At 68.6% G+C, this 19580-nt stretch carries 19 protein-coding genes; 9 read left to right on the top strand and 10 right to left on the bottom strand.

The window, feature by feature from the left end:
* The first annotated feature begins 138 nt into the window (after positions 1-138).
* Both xylE and FBZ88_RS00590 read left to right on the top strand, forming a co-directional pair.
* Positions 139-1602: a D-xylose transporter XylE gene (gene xylE, locus FBZ88_RS00595; protein ID WP_088873251.1), complete on the top strand. Its 1464-nt coding sequence runs from the start codon at positions 139-141 to the stop codon at positions 1600-1602.
* Positions 1599-2621, top strand: coding sequence for an aldose epimerase family protein (locus tag FBZ88_RS00590; RefSeq protein WP_145614934.1), 1023 nt, complete (start codon positions 1599-1601; stop codon positions 2619-2621). Before xylE ends, FBZ88_RS00590 begins: the two co-directional genes overlap by 4 nt.
* Before the next feature lie 67 nt (positions 2622-2688).
* Here FBZ88_RS00590 and FBZ88_RS00585 read toward each other — a convergent pair whose 3' ends face one another.
* The 5 genes from FBZ88_RS00585 to FBZ88_RS00565 all read right to left on the bottom strand — a co-directional run bounded on the left by FBZ88_RS00585 (position 2689) and on the right by FBZ88_RS00565 (position 8664).
* On the bottom strand, positions 2689-3201 hold the full coding sequence (locus FBZ88_RS00585; protein ID WP_145614933.1) for a hypothetical protein: 513 nt from the start codon (positions 3199-3201) through the stop codon (positions 2689-2691).
* Between the two features lie 58 nt (positions 3202-3259).
* Complete coding sequence (locus FBZ88_RS00580) at positions 3260-5311, bottom strand: tetratricopeptide repeat protein (protein ID WP_145614932.1); 2052 nt, start codon at positions 5309-5311, stop codon at positions 3260-3262.
* Complete coding sequence (locus tag FBZ88_RS00575; protein ID WP_145614931.1) at positions 5308-5940, bottom strand: phosphohydrolase; 633 nt, start codon at positions 5938-5940, stop codon at positions 5308-5310. Before FBZ88_RS00575 ends, FBZ88_RS00580 begins: the two co-directional genes overlap by 4 nt.
* A gap of 89 nt (positions 5941-6029) precedes the next feature.
* Complete coding sequence (locus tag FBZ88_RS00570; RefSeq protein WP_145614930.1) at positions 6030-7283, bottom strand: DUF1501 domain-containing protein; 1254 nt, start codon at positions 7281-7283, stop codon at positions 6030-6032.
* 13 nt (positions 7284-7296) lie between these two features.
* Entirely contained in the window at positions 7297-8664 is a 1368-nt protein-coding gene (locus FBZ88_RS00565) for a DUF1800 domain-containing protein (protein ID WP_145614929.1), read from the bottom strand.
* Positions 8665-8954: 290 nt separating this feature from the next.
* On the opposite strand from FBZ88_RS00565, the gene torT reads away from it, so the two are divergent.
* A complete protein-coding gene (gene torT, locus FBZ88_RS00560) occupies positions 8955-10151 on the top strand; it encodes a TMAO reductase system periplasmic protein TorT (protein ID WP_186464125.1) in 1197 nt (398 codons plus the stop codon).
* Between the two features lie 102 nt (positions 10152-10253).
* On the opposite strand, the gene FBZ88_RS00555 is transcribed toward torT, so the two are convergent.
* Complete coding sequence (locus FBZ88_RS00555; protein WP_145614927.1) at positions 10254-10730, bottom strand: Ros/MucR family transcriptional regulator; 477 nt, start codon at positions 10728-10730, stop codon at positions 10254-10256.
* Positions 10731-11035: 305 nt separating this feature from the next.
* Positions 11036-11938 carry an ATP-binding protein gene (locus FBZ88_RS00550; RefSeq protein ID WP_246138428.1) on the bottom strand — a complete coding sequence of 301 codons (903 nt, stop codon included), beginning with the start codon at positions 11936-11938 and terminating at the stop codon, positions 11036-11038.
* A 253-nt stretch (positions 11939-12191) separates the two neighbouring features.
* On the opposite strand from FBZ88_RS00550, the gene yajC reads away from it, so the two are divergent.
* Both yajC and FBZ88_RS00540 read left to right on the top strand, forming a co-directional pair.
* Positions 12192-12542, top strand: coding sequence for a preprotein translocase subunit YajC (gene yajC, locus FBZ88_RS00545; protein WP_040849264.1), 351 nt, complete (start codon positions 12192-12194; stop codon positions 12540-12542).
* A gap of 117 nt (positions 12543-12659) precedes the next feature.
* The gene (locus FBZ88_RS00540; RefSeq protein WP_186291458.1) at positions 12660-13037 is read left to right on the top strand and encodes an Mth938-like domain-containing protein; all 378 of its coding nucleotides are present in this window, start codon (positions 12660-12662) and stop codon (positions 13035-13037) included.
* Between the two features lie 112 nt (positions 13038-13149).
* Here the strand turns inward: FBZ88_RS00540 and FBZ88_RS00535 are convergent, their stop codons facing one another.
* Positions 13150-13746: a superoxide dismutase gene (locus FBZ88_RS00535; protein WP_004274034.1), complete on the bottom strand. Its 597-nt coding sequence runs from the start codon at positions 13744-13746 to the stop codon at positions 13150-13152.
* Between the two features lie 249 nt (positions 13747-13995).
* Positions 13996-14964, bottom strand: coding sequence for a squalene/phytoene synthase family protein (locus tag FBZ88_RS00530; protein ID WP_088873262.1), 969 nt, complete (start codon positions 14962-14964; stop codon positions 13996-13998).
* A gap of 215 nt (positions 14965-15179) precedes the next feature.
* Between FBZ88_RS00530 and FBZ88_RS00525 the strand changes: the two genes are divergently transcribed.
* The 3 genes from FBZ88_RS00525 to FBZ88_RS00515 all read left to right on the top strand — a co-directional run bounded on the left by FBZ88_RS00525 (position 15180) and on the right by FBZ88_RS00515 (position 17810).
* Entirely contained in the window at positions 15180-15743 is a 564-nt protein-coding gene (locus FBZ88_RS00525) for a VOC family protein (protein ID WP_145614925.1), read from the top strand.
* A gap of 63 nt (positions 15744-15806) precedes the next feature.
* Positions 15807-16619, top strand: coding sequence for a citryl-CoA lyase (locus FBZ88_RS00520; RefSeq protein WP_145614924.1), 813 nt, complete (start codon positions 15807-15809; stop codon positions 16617-16619).
* 36 nt (positions 16620-16655) lie between these two features.
* Positions 16656-17810: a CaiB/BaiF CoA transferase family protein gene (locus FBZ88_RS00515; RefSeq protein WP_088873265.1), complete on the top strand. Its 1155-nt coding sequence runs from the start codon at positions 16656-16658 to the stop codon at positions 17808-17810.
* A gap of 25 nt (positions 17811-17835) precedes the next feature.
* Here FBZ88_RS00515 and FBZ88_RS00510 read toward each other — a convergent pair whose 3' ends face one another.
* Positions 17836-18675 carry an IclR family transcriptional regulator domain-containing protein gene (locus FBZ88_RS00510; RefSeq protein ID WP_186464124.1) on the bottom strand — a complete coding sequence of 280 codons (840 nt, stop codon included), beginning with the start codon at positions 18673-18675 and terminating at the stop codon, positions 17836-17838.
* 186 nt (positions 18676-18861) lie between these two features.
* On the opposite strand from FBZ88_RS00510, the gene FBZ88_RS00505 reads away from it, so the two are divergent.
* The gene (locus FBZ88_RS00505; RefSeq protein WP_145614922.1) at positions 18862-19575 is read left to right on the top strand and encodes an alpha/beta fold hydrolase; all 714 of its coding nucleotides are present in this window, start codon (positions 18862-18864) and stop codon (positions 19573-19575) included.
* The last annotated feature ends 5 nt before the right edge of the window (positions 19576-19580 follow it).

The raw sequence follows: 19580 nt of genomic DNA, 5'->3' as shown, positions 1-19580 counted from the left end.
AGGATACCGGTGCCCGGCGACGTCATGTCCGGGTGCCGGCGGTAATCTGAGGTGCAAAGGCGTCCCCGTTCCAGGTGGAGTGGGGGCGCCTGGCTTTAGGACAAATGGCGGGCGACGTGGCCCGTCGGGGAGGAATGAATGGGCAACAAGCAAGGCGCACTGTCGCTGACGACGGGCCTGACACTGATCGCCACCCTGGGCGGTCTGTTGTTCGGGTACGACACCGCCGTCATTTCCGGCGCGATGGCCAGCATCGACATCAATTTCATCAAGCCGCTGAATCTGACGGAAACGGCGCATGACAGCCTCAAGGGCCTGACCATCTCCAGCGCGCTGGCCGGCTGCGTCGTCGGTGGCCTGGTCGCGGGCAAGATGGCCGACCGTTTCGGCCGCAAGCCGACGCTGATCGTCGCCGCCTTGATGTTCCTCATCTGCTCGCTGGGATCGGCTTGGCCGGAGTTCGGTTTGGGCACCATCGGCCAGATGGGGCCGGACGCGCTGACGCCCTTCAACATCTACCGCATCATCGGCGGCGTCGGTGTGGGCATCGCCTCGCTGGTTTCCCCCCTCTACATCGCCGAGATTGCGCCGGCCGAGTCCCGCGGCCGCCTGATCTCCTTCAACCAGATCGCCATCGTCGGCGGCATGGTGGGCGTCTATTTCGTGAATTGGGCCATCGCCGGCCTCGGGGACGAAACTTGGCTGCATAGCACCGGCTGGCGCTGGATGTTCGCCTCCGAAGGGCTGCCCTCCATCCTGTTCGCCGTCCTGTTGCTGTTTGCCCCGGACACCCCCCGCTACCTGGTCATGCAGCGCCGTGACAATGAAGCGTTGGACGTGCTGAAGCGTCTGGGCGGCGCCACCGACCCCAAGGTCACGCTGGTCGAGATCGAGGAAAGCCTGGTCGTGACCAACGAACGCCTGTTCGCCTTCGGCGGCCTGGTGGTGTTCGTCGGCATCCTGCTGTCAGTCTTCCAGCAGTTCGTGGGCATCAACGCAGTGCTCTACTATGCCCCTCAGATGTTCCAGAACATGGGCATGGATACCAATGCCTCCCTGTGGCAGACGGTCATCGTCGGCATCGCCAACGTCGCCTTCACCTTGGTCGCCACCGTCTCGGTCGATCGCCTGGGCCGTAAGCCCCTGCTGATCGCGGGTGGCCTGGTCATGACCGTTTCCATGCTGGCGCTGGGCACGCTGTTCGCCACCGGCCAGGCCGGGCTGGCGGCGCTGGCCGCCATGCTGGTCTATATCGCCGGCTTCGCCTTCTCCTGGGGCCCGGTGGTCTGGATCCTGCTGGCCGAGATGTTCCCGAACGCCATCAAGGGCAAGGCGCTGGGTATCGCCGTCGCGGCGCAATGGATCGCCAACCTGCTGGTCACCTGGTCCTTTAACGTCATGGACGGCAATTCGGTACTGAACGCCCATTTCCACCACGGCTTCGCCTATTGGATTTATGGCCTGTTCAGCCTACTGTCCGCCCTGTTCGTGTGGCGCTTCGTGCCGGAAACCAAGGGCCGCAGCCTGGAAGCCATCCAGGAGCTGTGGACCCACAAGCCCCTGCATGACGCCGTGCAACAGGTGAGGGCGGCGCGGTCATGATCCGATCCTTCGGGACGACCAGGGATGGCGCGCCGGTCCGGGCGGTGACGCTCGGGCCGGCGGACGGCCTTCAGGCGGAGGTGCTGACCTACGGCGGCATCTTGCGACAGTTGTCGGTGCCCGGCCCCAAGGGCCGGCGCAACCTGGTCCTGGGTCTGCCGGACGTGGCGGCCTATGAGAACGATCCCGCCTATCTGGGATGCCTAGTGGGCCGCTACGGCAACCGCATCGCCAACGCCCGCTACACGTACCAAGGCCGCACCGTAGAGCTGGTGCCCAATGAGGGCGTCAACCAGCTGCACGGCGGTCCAGGCGCCTATGGTCGCAAGGTCTGGCGTCTGCAGGATTTCCAGGGGGGGGCGGACTCCCGGCTGGTGTTGGGCCTGACCTCCCCGGATGGGGAGAACGGCTTCCCTGGCACCCTGGAGGTGACGGCGGAAATCACCATCAGCGGCGGTGACCTGACCCTGCGCTTCACCGCCATCGGCGACGCGGACACACCGGTCAGCCTGACCTGGCATCCCTATTTCAACCTGGCGGGCGATCCGCAGGTGGCGGCGGACCGGCAGATGCTGCGCCTACGGTCCCAGCATTTCCTGCCCGTGGGCCCCGGCTTGATTCCCACCGGCGCGCTGGAGCCGGTGGCCGGCACGGCCTTCGACTTCCGTCGGCCGCGCCTGGCGACGCCGCGCCACAACCATCCCCAAATCTTCCAGGCCGGCGGCTACGACCATTGCTTCGTCCTGGACCGGGAAGACACCTGGGACGAGGCGGCGGACTGGGCCGCCACACTGTCCTCGCCCGACAGCGGCGTCAGCCTGCGCCTGCATACCGACCAGCCATCGGTGCAATTCTACGGTGGCCAGGGTCTGGCATCTCAATACCCGGACCTGGGTATGGGTGTTTGCCTGGAGCCCCAGGCCTTCCCTGACGCGCCCAACCAGCCGTCCTTTCCGGACACCATGCTGAAGGCGGGTGACCGCTACAGCCGGATGATGCGTTTCAGCATCAGCTGGTAGGAAAGTTGGCGCCTTGAAGGAGGGCATCCGTCCGGCCGGGCGGATGCCTTTTTTTGTTGGAGTGCCCTCAGGTGGCGACCAGGGCCCGCGCCCGCCGCAAGGCGAAGGCTGCGGCGATCCACAGCGCCAATGCCGCCGCCAGGCCGGCCAGAATGCTGCCCGCCGGCTGGGGCATCAGCGCGCCGATAACAGCTGCTGCGATCAGGGTGCCGCCCAGGAAGCCGAAAGGGCGGGACGGGATGGCGTAGGCCATGGGCAGGAAGTGCAATCCGACCACGGTGGCGATGCCGGGCAGGATCAGGTCACGATGGCCGGTGTTGGTCAGCAGCAGGATCACCGCCGGAATGCCCAGGGCCTCCCCGGTGGTGCAACGGCTGATGATGCGGTCGATGCGGGGCGGCGGATCGAAGCGACCAGCCGGATGGCGGCGGATCAGTTGCAAGGCGACGGCGGCGATGACACAAAACGCCAGCAGCGGAATCATGAGGATGATGGGGGATAGTCCACCGGTGACCACGGCGGTCAGCGAAAAGAATATTGCGCCAAAGAATCCCATGATCAGCGCGCCCCAAGGTCCCATGCGTCATCCCCTTTATTGATGTTGCCAGGATGCAAGGTTCGTCTTGGGCTTGTCCAGCTCAAGACGGCACGCCCAGGCGGCCCAGATTGGCCGCCGCCTTGTCATAGCCGGGATTGAGGCGCAAGGCGGTGCGCCAGGCCTCCGCCGCCTCAGTCCGCTGGCCCAGGGCCAGCAGTACGGCGCCCAGGCTGTTCCACGCCTCGAAAAAGCCAGGCTCCGCTGCCAGCACCTGACGCAGCAGCGGTTCGGCCTCCCCCGGCCGGCCGGCCTGGTGCAGCAGCAGGCCCAAGAGGTGCAGGGCGTCGCCCCGCGCCTGGGCGTCGGCCGGCCCGTCGGCCAGCAGGCGGCGATAGGCGGCCTCCGCCTCGTCCATCCGGCCGGCCTGATGCAGGGCCAGCGCGTCGTTCAGCGTCGGGGGTGGCGCTGGTGGTGGGGAGGCGGCCGCCGCCGTGCCCACCGCCAAGGCCGCCAGGGCGTAAACCATGCGTTGGATCACGTCGGCCAGGGTCTCTTCCTCCCTGGGCGCGGGGAAGACGCGCATGGCGGGGTACCAAGGGCGAACCATGGTGCCCAGCCCGCTCCAATCCTGGCTGGGTGTGGAGATGCGCCAGGTGGGCACGCCCAGGCCGGCGGCGATCTCCCCCACCGAGGTGGGGGCGGTCAGCACCAGGTCTAGGGTGGAGACAAGGGCGGCCGCCCCCTCCAGGTCGTCGCGCTGGTCCAGGTCCGGCCAGTCGGCGATCTCCAGGCCTTGGGCGCGTGCCTGGGGTATTTCAATGGCGGCGATGTCGCGGTTGTACTGCAGGCTGACCAGGTGGATGCCTGGCACCTGGGCCAGGGGCAGCCAGTCGGCCAGGGTGGTGTAGCTGATGGCCCGCTCCGCCGTCAGCAGGCCGCTGGTCCAGCACAGCCCCACCTTCAGTCCCGGTCCCAGGGCCGCCACCCGCCGCGCCCACAGGGCGACACGCTCGGGATCGGGCTTCAGGAAGGGGCGGGCGGCCTGGAAGCTGGCCAAGGTGGGACGGCAATAGCGCGCCAGGCTGCCGGTGGGCAGTTGCGTCGTGGCCGCGGCGGTGCGCGGATCGGCCGAGGTATCCCTCGACCCGCTACGGGCTACCGCCGCCGGGCGGCCCACCACCGTTATGGGGGCGAACGACCGGGCGAACAGCGGCACCAGCCGCTCGTCACATTCCAGGAGGATGTCGGTGCCGGCGGCGCGCACGGCGTCGCTCAGGCCGGCGGCCAGGTCGGGCACCTGGCTGGCGAACAGGATTTCGTCGCCCAGGCCTTGCTCCCCCCACAGCAGCAGTCGCCGGCCCAGCAGGCTGTCGCCTTGCCACACCGGCACCGGGAAGGACCGGCGGACGGAGGGGAAGTGGCTGACCTTCCACCGGCTTTCATGCAGGGCCCATGCCTCCGCCCCCGGTCCCCGCAGCAGCAGCAGGCGGGCCAGGTTGTAGCGGGCGTCGTGGGCTAGCTGTTCGCTTGTCCCAGGCTGGGCCAGCAGGTGGCGCAATTCTTCCACCGCCATCGCTTGCTGTTCCAGCGCCTTGCAGGCCAGCGCCAGGTTCATGCGGGCGCCGCCGTTGGTGGGATCCAGAGTGACCGCCTGGCGCAGGGCCGCGCGCGCCGCGTGCATGGCCTGCTGGTCGAACAGCATCTTGCCCAGGTTGGCGTAGGCGCCGGCGAAGGTGGGGTCCAGGGCGATGGCGCGGCGCCAGTGGGCCTCCGCCACCAAGGGCTGGCCATTATGGCGGGCCACCAGGGCCAGTCCGTTCTCGGCATCGGCGGCGAAGTCGGCCGGCAGGCCGGGCAGGGCGGCCAGATGGGCATAGGCGGCGCCGGCTTCCGCCATGCGGCCTGCCTGTCGCCGCTGCTCCGCTACGTTGGCCCATGCGGGGGCGTACGCCGGCATAAGGGACGCCGCCCGCTCCGCGGCGGCCAGCGCGTCGTCCGCCTGGCCCAGGGCGGCCGCAGCCACGCTCAAGGCCAGCCAGCCGGCGCCATCGTGCGGCCAACGGGCCACCACCTCCCGACACAGGGTGGCCGCATCCGCCATGCGGCCGGCAGCCAGGGCGGCCTGCGCCCGGCCCAGCAGAGGCGTGTTCATGCCTGGCCGTCCCGCTTCCGCAGCAGGACGCGCAGCGCGGCCAGAAAGCGCTCCGCCGCCACGTCGGCCGGCCAGGGCTCCCAGGGTATGCCCGCGTATTCCTGGTGCAGGGGGTCGTCGTCCAGGGGTTGATAGGGAATCTTGAGCGTGCGGCGGATTTCGTCCCGCGACCAGCCGACCACGTGCAGCGCCTCGCTGGCGGCGGCGATGCGATCGGCCCGCTTGTGGTTTTTCTTGGTGGTCAGGTTCCAGGCCGGGATCTGGTACCGCAGGGTGATCGCCCCCTCCAGCCGTGCGGCCAAGGCCTTGTACTCCGGTCCCAGGAAGGGCTTCAGCGGTGAAATGGCATCGAAGCCCAGCAGCCCCTCATCGGCGTCGTGCAGCAGCTCCCGCAACTCCGCCGCCGGGCTCAGCGGCTTTTCGGCCTGGGCGCGCGACAGGGCCAGTACGGTCAGGGAATGCTGGGCCACCGACAGGGGCAGGGGCCAGCGGGAGTGCCCACCCCAGCGGTAGGTGCGGGCCAAGCCCATGGCCAGGTCCTCGTCATCCCAGTCCAGGGGCGTGGGCGCCAGCAGGTTCAGATGGCGCCGAGAGGGCAACCTGACCCAGGCCCGTGCCTCACCGCTCATGCCTGCCGCCTCCCTCCGCCCCCATCCTGTTACGGGCCGTCCTGTAACAAGTCATCCTGTAACAGATAGCGCGTCGGACGGGGTCAGGGCTAGGTCCGGATCAGGTCGCGCGCGGCGGCGGGGGTGCTGCCGCCGGGGAAGACGGCCTTGTCCAGGGCGCCGGTGTCCAAGCCCAGGTGATCCCGCAGGATGCCTTTCATCAGGGCGCGCAGATCCTGCGTGGGCGCCAGGTCGCGGCCCTGGTAGAGGCGATCGTCGGCCAGACCGGGCCAGTTCGTCAGCACGCGTCCCCCCTGCACGGCGCCGCCCGCCATGAAGGCGGCCGTGGCCGTGCCGTGGTCGGTGCCGCCGGTGCCGTTGGGCCGGGCGGTCCGCCCAAACTCCGTCACCACCGCCACCACCGTCTGCCGCCAGGCGGGGCCCAGGCTGGCGCGCAAGGCCACCAGCACCTTGGACAGATTGCCCAGCGCCCCGGCCAGCCGGCCGGCGGTCGTGCCCTGCTGGGCATGGGTGTCCCAGCCCTGCAGATCCATGACGGCGACGCGTGGGCCGTTCGCGTCGGCCAGCAGGCGGCCGGTGGCGGTACCCAGCTCAGCCGGATCCAGGCGCACGGCCTTGGGCTTGGGGGCACCGTCCATCATCGCCCCGTCCATGGCGCCATCGGGATCGGTGTTGAGGGCATGATCGGCCATGCTGGCCGAGTCCAGGCCGGCCTTCAGGGCATTCGCCAGCAGCGGGTCGTTGGCGTACAGCGCCGCCACGCGGTCCAGGAAATCACCGTCCGCCTCCCTCAGCGGCGATGGCGACCAGGAGGCGATGGGGGCGGCCCCGCGCAGCACCAGGGGCACGCCCTGTCCAACGGCCAGGCCCAGGCGCCGTCCGCCAGTATCGCCACCCAACTGCGCAAGGGCCCGGTTCAGCCAGCCGCTGGCCACACCGTGCGGCGTCACCGTGCCATTCTCCAGCAGATCCTGGGCGTCGAAATGGCTGCGGTCGCGGTAAGGGGTGGCGACGGCATGGGCCACCAGCAGCTGGCCTTCTTTGTACCAGGGATGGATGTCGGCCAGGGCCGGGTTCAGGCCGAAGAAGCCGTCCAAATCCAGCACGCCGCCCTGGGCGTTGGGATCCGGTAGGGCCAGGCGGCCGCGCAGGGCCGCATAGTCGCGGTCGGCATAGGGGGCGACGGCGGCCAGGCCGTCCATGCCGCCGCGCAGCACGATCAGGACGAAGCGCTGCTCGCCCACCGTGCGGGCGAAGCTCACCTGCGGCAGCAGCGACAGCGCCGCGGCACCGCCCAGGCCGGCCAGCAGGCCGCGGCGGTTGAGGGGAAGAAAGGCGGTCATGATGGGCACTCCTTCAGCGCCGCTGGAATTCGGGGGCGGAGATCAGCAGGGCCAGGCCCTCGGCGGCGCTGGGGGCGCGGGCCACGGCTTGGCGGGTGGCGTCACCCGCGAACGGGCCCAGTGCCTGCTCCGCGATCCGGCGGGGGTCGATGCGGTCGCCCAGCTTTTCCCCCACGGTCAAGGCCCAGTCGACCCGCTGCACCATGGCTTCCGGCCCCACCCAGTCGGCGGCCTGGTCCGGCCAGCCGGCGGGCGAGGGGGCGGCGAAGGGCAGCTGCCCCAGCAACGCCAGGGAGCGTAGGGCGGGCTCGGCGCGCGCCGCCTTCATGTCGGTGTCGCCATCGTCCACCGCCGGGTGGATGTCCGTCCCCAAGGCACGGCCGGTGGAGACCACGAGTTCCGTCGGCGTCTTCACTTTGCGGGCCTCGGGTGCCCAGGCGGCATCCTGGTGCAACAGGGTGCGGGTGACCTCTCCCAGATGGCCGTCGCTGTCGTGGTAGCTTTTTTCCAGCGCCGCCACCACGGCTGGCGGCGGATCGTCGGCAATGAAATGCCGGGCCAGCTTGGTGGCGAGATGGCGGGCCGTGGCCGGGTGGCGGGCCAGGCGCTGCAGGGCCAGCAGGCCTTCGCCCATGCCATCCTCGCTGTAGCGTTGGCCCAGCAGGATCTTGTCGCCCGGCTCGTGCAGGTTGGGGCGGAACAGGAAGGTGCCGGTATCGCGATCCCGCTCCGCCGCGATGCTCCAGCCTGTCAGGATGCGGGCCAGCTCGCGCACGTCGGTCTGGCTGTAGCCGCCATCCACGCCCAGGGTGTGCAATTCCAGCAGTTCGCGGCCCAGATTCTCATTCAGGCCGCGCTGGCGCCGAATGCCGGCCAGGCTGTCCGGCCCGACGGACACGGCGTTGTCCAGATAGGCCAGCATGACCGGATGGCGGGTCGCGGCCAGCAGCATGTCGGCGAACCGGCCGGTGACATGGGGGCGTATGGCCTCATTCTCGTAGGGAACCACGGCGGCGGCGACGATGGGCCGGCTGGTCGAGACGGTGAAGTGGTTGGACCAGAAATGCACCAGCCGTTCGCGCAGGGGCGCGTCGGTGGCGATCGCGGCCCGGGTGCGCCGCGCGGCGTCGTCGCGATAGGCGGCGCGCAGCGCCTCGCGGAGGGGTTTGCGCGCCTCCTCATCCTTTTCCTTGCGGGCGGCGTAGGTCGCGGTCAGGCGGGTGGCGCTGTCCTCCACCCCATGCAGCTCCGGCGGCAAGCCAGGGTCCCGCGCCAGCTGCGCCTCCAGCCAGCCGCGGGGATCGGATTGGGCCGCCGCGATGTCGCCGGGGCGGGCGCCCAGGCCGAATCGGTTGGTGGCGATGGCCGCTTGCAGGGTCATGCGGATGTCCTCGAACAGGCCGATTCCAGGATCGGCGTCCCGGTGCTTCCACGCCGGTGGCTTTAGGGCCACGTTTGGCGCCAGGGAAGCATCCCGTCTTGGCCCTGGTACGACCGATGCTGACCGGACCCTGCAGTACCCGCGATGCCCGAAGAATGGTGGGCTCACCGGCGTCGTCCGCCTTTCATCGCCGCGCCGGGGGTGTCAGCATTGGGGAACACTAGGCGGGGGCAGGCATGGCTTGGGGGCGAGGCCGGCATCGGCGGCGGGGGCTGCGTAGCCTTCTCGTCATGACGGGTGTGGTTCTCGGATTGGGAACGGCGCGGGCGGGCGTGCCGCCGGGAACGGAGGCTGGCCCGGCGGCGCCACCGCCGGCCAGTCTGTCGCAAGGCAACGTGTCGCGGGACAACTGGTCGCCGGTGTTGGTGTCGCGCGATGGGCGGGTGGGCACCTATGTTCCCCTGGCGCGGGCGGTGCATCCCTGGCGGGTTTGCGCCCTGCTCCCGGGCGCGCAGGACAAGTTCTGGTGGGGCGTCTCCTGGGGATTGGTGCGCGAGGCCGAACGGCTGGGCGTGGTCATCGGCGTCTATCAGGCCGGCGGCTATGACAAGCTGGATGTGCAAAAGGCGCAATTGGACACTTGCCGCACGCTGAAGCCCGACGCTTACATCGTCGCCGCCATCACCAGCGATGGTCTGGACGCGCAGGCTGCCGCCATCGCCGACGGCGGACGGCCACTGATCGACCTTATCAACGGCATGGCATCCCCCTACGTCACCGCGCATATTCTGGGGAATTTCCGCGAGAACGCCCGCTTCGGTGCCAATTATATCCTGGAACACCGCGCGGAATGGGAAAAGGCGGCCGGCCGGCCGTTGAAGGTGGGTTGGCTGCCGGGGCCCAAGGGGGCCGAATGGGCGGATGCCATGGAGGCGTCCGCGCTGGACGTTTTGCGGCGCGCGGGCGTGGAGGTCATCCACGGCGGCTATGGCGCCACCGGGATGACGACGCAGATGGAGTTAGTGCGCGCCCTGTTCGACCAAGTGCCGGATGTCGACGTGGTCTTCGGCAACGCCGTGGCCATCCAGGCGGCGGCGAATTACCTGCGCTCCCGTCACGACGGCGGCACCCACCTGGTGGCGACCTACGCCACCGACGGCATCACCGATCTGGTCCGCGGCCGCACCATCGAGTTGGCGGCGTCCGACTCCCCCATCGTGCAGGCGCGCATCGCGGTGGATTTGGCCGTGCGCGCGCTGGAGGGGCGGCCCCACGGGGTGTGGAACGTCATGACGGTGGACCGGCTGGACCGGGCGCGCCTGGCCGGCTACGACCTGTCCCGCATCGCCGTGCCGGAGGGGGAGCGGTTTCAGCTGCGCCCCTTGCCCCCTTTGGGGGCTCCCCTGGGGCCGCCCCCGGGGGCAAACGTGCCGCCTGGCCCATTGCCCGCCGGTGTGGGCGGTTTGCCCCCCGGCTGGGGGTCATGAAAAGGCGCTTCACGGTCAAGGCTGGGATGAGAAGGCGCCCAAATGAAAAAGGCGGACGCCAGGGTCCGCCTTCTCCATTACTGAGATACCAAGGGCGGCGCCTTACTCGGCCGCGGCGCTGCTGCGGCGGCGCTTGCCGCTGGGCTTGCCCTCGGTGCGGGAGCGCTGGCCCAGGCCGATGGCCTTGGCCAGGCCCGACCGCTGCTCGGCATAGTTGGGGGCGACCATGGGATAATCGGACGGCAGGCCCCACTTCACGCGGTATTCCTCCGGCGACAGGCCGTAGGCGGTGCGCAGGTGGCGCTTCAACATCTTCAGCTTGCGGCCATCTTCCAGGCACACGATGTAGTCGGGTGTGACCGACTTGCGGATCGGAACGGCCGGGGTAAGCGGCTCTGCCGGGGTGGCGACCACTTCCTCGGGCGTGACCAGACGACGCAGGGTGTCGTGCACCTGCTTGATCAGATCAGGCAGGGCGGCCGGGGCCAGCGTGTTACCGGCAACATAGCTCGTGACGATCTTTCCGGTCAGGGCGATGATCTGCAGGTCGTCATTGGAATCGGATATCGGTTGTGTCATGTCCAGCCCTGGCGTTGTTTGTCACTTGTTGCAGGTTTTGTTGGACGGACTATAACCGAATTTATCTTGTTTGTATTGAAAAGAAGTGGTTTCCCCCTTGGAATTGCAGAAATGGGGGAAAACTTGGGGGGATAGAGTAATGGAAGGTCCAGTTACCGGCCCCATCAAGGCGAAAACCCGAGAGAATCGGAAGCCGTAAACCGTTACATGCCGAGGAGGGGAAGTCGCCTTGATGGCGACTCCCAATCCGTTTCAAACGCTTCGCTGAGAAAAGTTGAATGGGCCGTTAACAGCGGTTCAACGGCTCAGGCGCCGGGCGCGGCTTCCTGTCCAACGATGTCTTGCCCGGCGATGTCCTGGATGAATTGCCAGGCGACCCGGCCGGAACGGTTGCCGCGCGTGACCGCCCATTCCACGGCGCGGGCGTGCAGTTCCTCCGAGGACAGGGCCAGGCCCAAGGCCGCGGCATAGCCGTCAACCATGGCGAAGTAGGTGTCCTGGTCGCAATTGTGGAAGCCCAGCCATAGGCCGAAGCGGTCCGACAGGCTGACCTTCTCCTCCACCGCTTCGGACGGGTTGATGGCCGTCGACCGCTCATTATCGATCATGTCCCGGGGCATCAGGTGGCGGCGGTTGGAGGTGGCGTAGAACACCACGTTGGCCGGACGACCCTCCACCCCGCCTTCCAGCACCGCCTTCAGCGATTTGTAATGGGCGTCGTCGTTGGTGAAGGACAGGTCGTCGCAGAACAGGACGAAGCGGCGGCCGCTGTCGCGCACGGCGGCCAACAGGCGGGGCAGGGAGGGGATGTCCTCGCGGTGGATTTCCACCAGCGCCAGGGGGCCGTGGCCAGGAGCGGCGCCGGCGGCCTCGTTCACCGACGCGTGCACCGACTTAACCAGCGAGCTCTTGCCCATGCCGCGCGCACCCCACAGCAGGGCGTTGTTGGCGGGCAGGCCCTGGGCGAAGCGGCGGGTGTTTTCCAACAGGGTGTCGCGCTGGCGCTGCACCCCCTGCAGCAGGCGGATGTCCACCTTGGAAACCTCAGGCACCGGCGACAGGCGGTCCCCCTCCGCATGCCAGACGAAGGCGTCGGCGGCGTGGAAGTCGATGGGGGCCGGCGGGGGCGGTGCCAGCCGGTCCAGCGCGTCGGCGATGCGGGCCAGAAGCGGCAGCAGGGCGGAATCAGTGCTAATGGGGGCGGTCACGGGGCTTGTTTCCTTCTGTCCATTTCTTATCGCGCCCATCCCCTTCCTCCTGGCCAGCGGCGGCGGTTTTGGGCGGCGGCCTGCCTATTCAACCGGGGAACGGTACGGGGATGGCCGCCGGGCGGCAACCCGCGCCAACGGGGGGGCTGAGATTGGGTTGCAACATGGCCGGCGGTCGGTATAGTCGCGCCCAAACGTGGGCACGCCCGCCCCGTTGGCTTTTGTTATTCCCGCACGCTGGAGCAACCGTCCCATGTTCGTGTCCACCGCCCAGGCCCAGACCACCGGCGGCGCCGGCCCCGTCGATGCCGGCTCGCTGATGCAGATCCTGCCCTTCGTGGCGGTGTTCCTGGTCATGTACTTCTTCCTGATGCGGCCGCAGCAGAAGAAGATGAAGGAACACAAGAACATGCTGGAGTCGCTGCGCCGTGGCGACAAGGTCGTCACCGGCGGTGGCATCATCGGTACCGTGGTGAAGGTTGGCGACAACGACGAGGTCACCATCGACGCCGGCGAAGGCGTGAAGTTCCGCGTCCTGCGCAGCACCATCACCACCGTGCTGGCCAAGACCGAACCGGCCAAGACCGAGACCGACTCCAAGTGAGCCAAGGCGGGTCGGGTTTGAAACCGATGCCGCCGCACGCCAGGTAAAAGGCCCGGCACCCGCATCCCCCGAGGGGCGAGTGTCAGGCCTTTTTCATTGTGGGAGGGCTGGAAGCCCATGGACATCACCCCCCTGATCCCGGCGGACCGCCAGGTCATCGACGCCTACGGCCCCGGCCGCTTCCGCGTCAGCAACGTGGTCTATGAGACGCCCATCATCGTCTTCCCCGACCGCACCATCCCCTGGACCGTCGATGGGTTCGCCGGCCTGCAGCCGGATGATTTCGCGGCCCTGATCGCCGAACAGCCGTCGCTGGAGATCGTGCTGCTGGGCACCGGGCCCACCATGCAGCTGTTCACCTCCACCCTGCGCCGTGCCGTCAAGGAACGCGGCCTGGGCGGCATCGACGCCATGGACACGGGTGCCGCCTGCCGCACCTATAATGTGCTTCTGGCGGAAGGCCGCCGCGTCGCCGCGGCTTTGCTGCCTGCTTGAGCGCCCCCCGGAATTCAGGCGAACAAAAACCCCGGCCCTCGTAAGAAGGCCGGGGTTCGTATTTGGGCTTCCGCCCCGGGCTTTTCAGCCCAGGGTCATCGGCCGAGGTTCGTCAGCCCAGGTTCTGGGCGGCGAATTCCCAGTTGGCCAGCGTGTCGACGAAGGCCTTCAGGAAGTCGGGGCGACGGTTGCGGTAGTCGATGTAGTAGGCGTGTTCCCACACGTCGGCGGTGATCAGCGGCTTCAGGCCGTGAGCCAGCGGCGTGTCGGCGTTGGCCGACTTCGTGATCTTCAGCTTGCCTTCCTTGGTGTCTTCCACCAGCCAGGCCCAGCCGCTGCCGAACTGGCCGATGCCGGCATCCACGAAGGCCTTCTTGAAGGCCTCGACGCTGCCGAAGTCGGAGACGATGCGCTTCTCCAGCTCACCGGGGATGGCCGAGGCCTTCGGCGTCAGGCTGTTCCAGAAGAAGGTGTGGTTCCAGTGCTGGCCGGCGTTGTTGAAGATGGCCTGGGACTCGGCCTTGCCGGCGGTCGCCTTGACGATGTCCTCCAGGCTCTGGCCCTCGAACGCGGTACCGGCGATCAGCTCGTTCAGCTTGGTCACGTAGGCGTTGTGGTGCTTACCGTGGTGGAAATCCAGCGTCTCGGACGACATGTAGGGCTGCAGGGCGTCCTTGGCGTAGGGCAGAGGGGCAAGTTCGAAAGCCATGGTTTTCCTCGTCTTCTACGGGGTTATTCGGGAGTGGGCCGACGCGGCCGTCATGCGGGGGCCGGCGGTCCACCGGGACCGTTATTCTTCAACGAAATCATGCCCCGGCGGGGACGCCCGGGCATGTGGGCGCGATCACATCAGGGCAGCCGCCCGCGCCCTGGTTTGCGCACCCGGAGCAAGGGGGTAACACGAACATTCCCATCCCGGGAAGCGAATAGAACCGGTTTGGGGGCGGAAAGATTAACCTTATTGTTGCGGCTGCCGTTCCGGGCCGGGGGTGTCCTGATCACTCTCCCCGCCCGGGTCGATGGGCGGGCCGGAGGGTGGGGCGGGCGCCATGCCCGCCATGCTGCGGGCCAGCGCCAGCCGGGCGCGCACCACCACCCAGCCGCGGGCGAGCGGGCCCAGGCTGATGCCCTGGGCCAGGGGGTCGCGGCGGCGCAGGCGTCCGGCCATCAGCCGCGCGGCGTGCAGCAGAACGGCCGTCTCCATGCGCAGGCCGGGATCGCGCAACGCGCCCGGCAGGGCGCGGGCATGGTCCAGCTGGCGGTCGATGCGGTCCAGCATGCGGTCCAGCACGACGCGCACGGCCGGGGTCGCCCGGTGCTCCACCAGGTGTTCCGGGCTGGCGCCCACGGCGTCGAACCAATCCAGGGGGAAGTAGCAGCGGCCCAGCCTCACCCAATCGTCCCGGCATTCCTGCACCACCCGCAGCAGGCGGATGGCTGTGCACAGCGCGTCCGTGGCGGCCAGCGCGTCGGCGCTTTCGCCGTAGAGCTCCAGGATATGGTGCCCCACCGGGTTGGCTGCCAGCCGGCAGGCCATCAGCACATCGCCCCAGGTTCGCGCCCTGTACCCCTCCGCATCGCGCCGGAAGGCCTGCAGCAATTGCCGGGCGTGGAGGGAGGATCCGCCGGTGATGGCCAGGCTGGCCTTCAGTTCCAAAGCGGGGCTGAGCCATGAGGACACGCCGCCGCCGCTGACCAATGCCCGTTCCAGAGCGTCCAGTTGGGCGACCTTGGCCTCCGGCTCCAGATTGGCGTCGCCCGTGATGTCGTGCGCCAGCTTCAGGAACGAAGCGAAGGCCGCCGCGTGGCGTCGCATGGCCTTGGGCACCCGCCGCAGGGCCGAGGCGTAGCCACCCTGGACGGGCGGGCGGCGAGGGGCCGCGCGCGTGCGTCCGATATGGGCGGTCTTGATACGGAAGTCGGCCATGGGCGGTCTTCTGTCCGGGCAGCGAAGGACGCGGGATGAAATAGGAATACAGAGTGCCAGAGCTTGGCCGCCGGATGAAGCTTGCGTTTGGCAGAGGCCGAAGTGGGTGGAAGGGGCAGGGGCGCGGGGCCGCCTTGACGGCCCCTGTTCGCTCGCCTAATATACGAACATCGAAGATATATTCGATATACGAAAATAAAAGAGGGAGGGCGGGCATGACTGTTCAGGCTGGAACGGCAGGGGCCGGGTTGCCGCTGCGGCTGCACCACAACGCCTATGTCACGGCGGATATGGAGGCGACGCGCCGCTTTTATGAGGAGCTGGTGGGCATGCCGCTGGTTGCCACATATTGCGAGACCGACCATCTGTTCGGCGCCGACCGGGTCTATTGCCACTGCTTCTTCGCGCTCAGCGATGGCGGGGCCCTGGCCTTCTTCCAGTTCGCCAGCCCCGAGGATCAGGCCCTGTTCGGCCCGGCCATGCCGCCCTCGCCCTTCCATCACATCGCGCTCAAGGTGGATGCCGCCACGCAAGCCGCCGTCCACGGCCGCTTCCGCGCCGCCGGTGTGCCCGAGCCGTCGGACGACTGCTATTTCCTGGACCATGGATATTGCCAGTCGCTGTACGTGCGCGACCCCAACGGCCTGATCGTGGAGCTGACGGTGGACGCGCCCGGCATCGAGGACACGGATGAGGAGCGCAAGCGCAACGCCCATGCCGACCTCGCCCGCTGGCTGGGCGGCGACCACCGTTCCAACAACCTTTACCGCCCACAATAACCGGCAGCACCCCAGCCGACGCCAGGGGGACGGCCGTCGCCGCCCTTCAAAGGAAAGTCATTGATGAAGATCGGACCTGACACGACGCCGACCACGGCCATTTCCGGCTCCAACGCCGAGACCATCATCGTCCGGGGCCATGACCTCGTTCAGGATCTGATCGGCACGGTCAGCTTCACGGACCATGTGTGGCTGCTGGTCTGCGGCACGCTGCCCAGCCCGGAGCAGCGGCGGGTGCTGGACGCCACCCTGGTCGCCATCGCCGAGCATGGCCTGGTGCCCAGCGTGCAGGCGGCGCGCATGACCCTGGCGGCCGCGCCGGAAGCCTTGCAAGGCGCCGTCGCCGCCGGCCTGCTGGGCTGTGGCTCCGTCATCCTGGGCAGTGCCGAGGCGGCGGGCCGCTTCCAGAGCCAGGTGCTGGACGCGGCCGGGGGCAACGACGGTGACCTGGACGCTGCCATCACCAGCACCGTACGCGCCTATCGCGCGGAGAAGCGGGCCATCCCGGGCTATGGCCACCCCTTGCACAAGGACGGCGACCCCCGCGCCCTGCGCCTGTTCACCCTGGCGGAGCAGGCGTCGCTGGCGGGCCCGCACATGGAGGTGGCGCGCCGGGCGGAACACCTGCTGCCCGACCTGGTGGGCAAGCCGCTGAAGATGAACGTGTCGGCCGCCATTCCGGCCGTGCTGCTGGACGCGGGCTTCCCGCTGCTGGCGGTCAAGGGCGTGCCCCTGCTGGCGCGCACCGCCAGCCTGGTGGCCCATTTGCTGGAGGAGCAGCGGCACCCCATCGGCTTCCGCATGTCGCACGCGGCCAGCGGCGCCATCCGATACGACGGGCCGGCACCGGACGGTTTTGTCGCCGATGAGAATTGAGTGGATGAGAACGGATAGTCGAAAGGTTGCAGGCTGATGGTTGAGGTGCTGAAAGGCATACGGGTGGTGGAGCAGGGGACGTTCATCACGGGTCCCTGTGCCGCCATGCTGCTGGCGGACCTGGGGGCGGATGTCATCAAGATCGAATCGCCCGAGGGCGGCGACCCCTACCGCACCTTCAAGGACGGGCACTACAGTGCCCACTTCCAGGCCTATAACCATGCCAAGCGCAGCCTGTGCCTGGACCTGAAGAAGGCGGAGGACCGCACGCTGTTCCACGGGCTGGTCAGCAGCGCCGATGTTTATATCCAGAACTTCCGCCCCGGCGTGGCCGGCCGCATCGGTGCCGGCTGGGACGACCTGTCGGCGGTGAACCCCAAGCTGGTCTATTGTTCCATCAGCGGCTTCGGCCCGGACGGGCCCTACAGCCGCCGGCCCAGCTATGACAGCGTGACCCAGGCGCTGAGCGGCTTCCTCAGTGTCGCCATCGACCCCGCCAACCCGCGCCTGCTGGGCCCCGCCCTGGCCGACGCCATCACCGGCCTATATGCCGCCCTGGGCATCCTGGGCGCGCTGGTGGAACGGGGACGGACGGGCGTGGGCCGCCTGCTGGAAATCTCGATGCTGGAGGCGATGATGCACTTCGCCATCGAGCCGTTCGCCGGCTATTTCGCCCTGGGCGAGGTGCCGACGGGCATGGATCGGCCCCGCCTGGCCCAGGCCATGATCCTGACCTGCGGCGACGGCAAGCATGTGGCCGTGCATATGTCGTCGCTGGAGAAGTTCTGGGACGCGCTGGTGGCCGGCATCGGCGGGCAGGCCCTGACCCAGGATCCGCGCTTCGCCACCCGCCTGGCCCGCATCGACCATTATCCGCAGTTGGTGGCGGCGCTGAACGCCATCTTCGCGACCCGGCCGCGGGCGGAGTGGGTGGCGCTGCTGAGCGATACGGACCTGCCCTTTGCCCCGGTGAATTCCATCGCCGACACCGCCGCGGATCCACAGGTGGAGCACCTGAAGATGCTGGTGCCCGTGGCCAAGCGGATCGAGGGGGCGAGCCGCCTGGTACGCTCGCCCTTCGCCTATGGTGGCGCTCGCGACGATGCGGTGGTGGCGGCCCCGCTGTTGGGCCAGCACAGCGCCGGCATCCGCGCGGCCCTGGTCGAGAACCCCGGCACCTGGCCCGGCTGATCAGCGCCGACCCGACCCATCAGCATCAGCGACCCAGGGCCACCGTGTCGGCCACGGGCAGCAGCCCGTTACCCGAGGGCAGGCGGCGCAGTTCGCGGGAAATCTGGTCGGCCACACCGCGCAGATGGTCCAGGCGCTCGGCCACCAGCTGGTCCTTGGCATAGCGCTTGGAATGGCTGGCGGAATTCAGGGTGGCGATGGTGCGCCCACCCTGGTCTTTCAATGGCACGGCCAGGGAGACGACGCCGTAGGCCAGTTCATCCTCAACCGCGCAATAGCCGTCCTTGCGCACCTGGGTGATCAGGTCGAACAGCTGGCCGCGGTCCACCACCGTCTTTTCGGTGATGGGGGCGATGGCCGCCTTGTCCAGGAAGGCGCGCAGCATGGGGTCGGGCAGGGCCGCCAGCAGTACGCGGCCCATCGCCGTGGCGAAGGCGGGGAAGCGGCTGCCGACATGCGCCTCAAGCCGCACCAGGGTACGGACGGAGGCGCGGGCGACATAGATGATGTCCTCCCCGTCCAGCACGCTGATGGACGCGCTGTCCGACGTGGCGTTGGCCAGTTCCGTCAGTGGCACGGAGGCCAGGCGCTCGATGTCCAGTGCCTCCAGATAGGCGGCCCCCAGGTCCAGCACCTTGGGCCGCAGGAAGAAGCGGCGCTTGACCGAGCCGACATAGCCCAGGGATTGCAGGGTCAGAAGGCAGCGGCGCGCGGTTGCCGGCGCCAGGCCGGTGATGGTGGCGATCTCGCTGAGCGACAGGCTGGGGTGGTCGTGGTTGAAGGCCAGCAACACGCTGAGGCCCTTGGCCAGCCCGGCCATTTCTTCGCGGCGGCCTTCGCCCTCCGTGCCCGCGTCCTCATCCATGCCGCGCATCCTTCGCTGCTTCAAATCATGCCAACTAGGCGGCGGGAGGGTCGGCTTGGCCGCTTGTCCTTGTCAAGCGACCGCAAGGGCCGCCGGCGATTGCGCCGCCCAATGGGTGCTGCTATCATACGATAATAGAAAAAGAATTCGATAAACGAATTTCAGATCGCAGGGAGAGCGATATCCATGGCATCCGATCCTGTCCCCCAGCCTACCCTGGTCCTGCTGCCCGGTTTGCTGTGCGACCGCACCGTCTGGGAACCGCAGATCGCGGCCCTATTTTCCCGCCGGATGATCCAGGTGGCGGACTTCTGGGGCCAGGACAGCTTCGACGCAATGGCCGACCGGGTGTTGGCCCACGCCCCGCCCCGGTTCGCGCTGGCCGGTCATTCCATGGGCGGCCGGGTGGCGCTGGAGATCATGCGCAAGGCGCCGGAACGGGTGGAGCGGCTGGCCCTGCTGAGCACGGGCGTGCATCCCGTGCTGCCCAACGAGGCGGTGCAGCGGGAGGAACTGATCCGCTTCGCCTGGGAACAGGGCATGACGGCGCTGGCCCGCCGCTGGCTGCCGCCGGTGCTGCATCCCGATCGCCGCGGGGATGCGGAGCTGGTGGGGCGGTTGGAGGCGATGTGGTGCCGGGCCACCCCCGCCATCCATGAGGGGCAGATCCGGGCGGCGCTGACCCGCCGGGACGCACGCGATGTGCTTCCCGCATTGACGTGTCCCACCCTGATCTTGGGTGGGGAGGACGACCCGTGGAGCCCGCCCGCGCAGCAGGCCGCCATCGCCGAGGCCATTCCCGAGGGCCGCTTGGCCATCATCCCCCGCTGCGGCCACATGGTGACGCTGGAGACGCCCGAGGCCACCACCACCCTATTGGTGGATTGGCTGTCGCGCTGACCGAC

It is taken from the genome of Nitrospirillum bahiense, from assembly GCF_007828025.1.
Classification (GTDB): domain Bacteria; phylum Pseudomonadota; class Alphaproteobacteria; order Azospirillales; family Azospirillaceae; genus Nitrospirillum; species Nitrospirillum amazonense.
The sequence above is the reverse complement of the archived record's forward strand: the minus strand, read 5'-3'. Positions and strand labels throughout refer to the sequence as shown.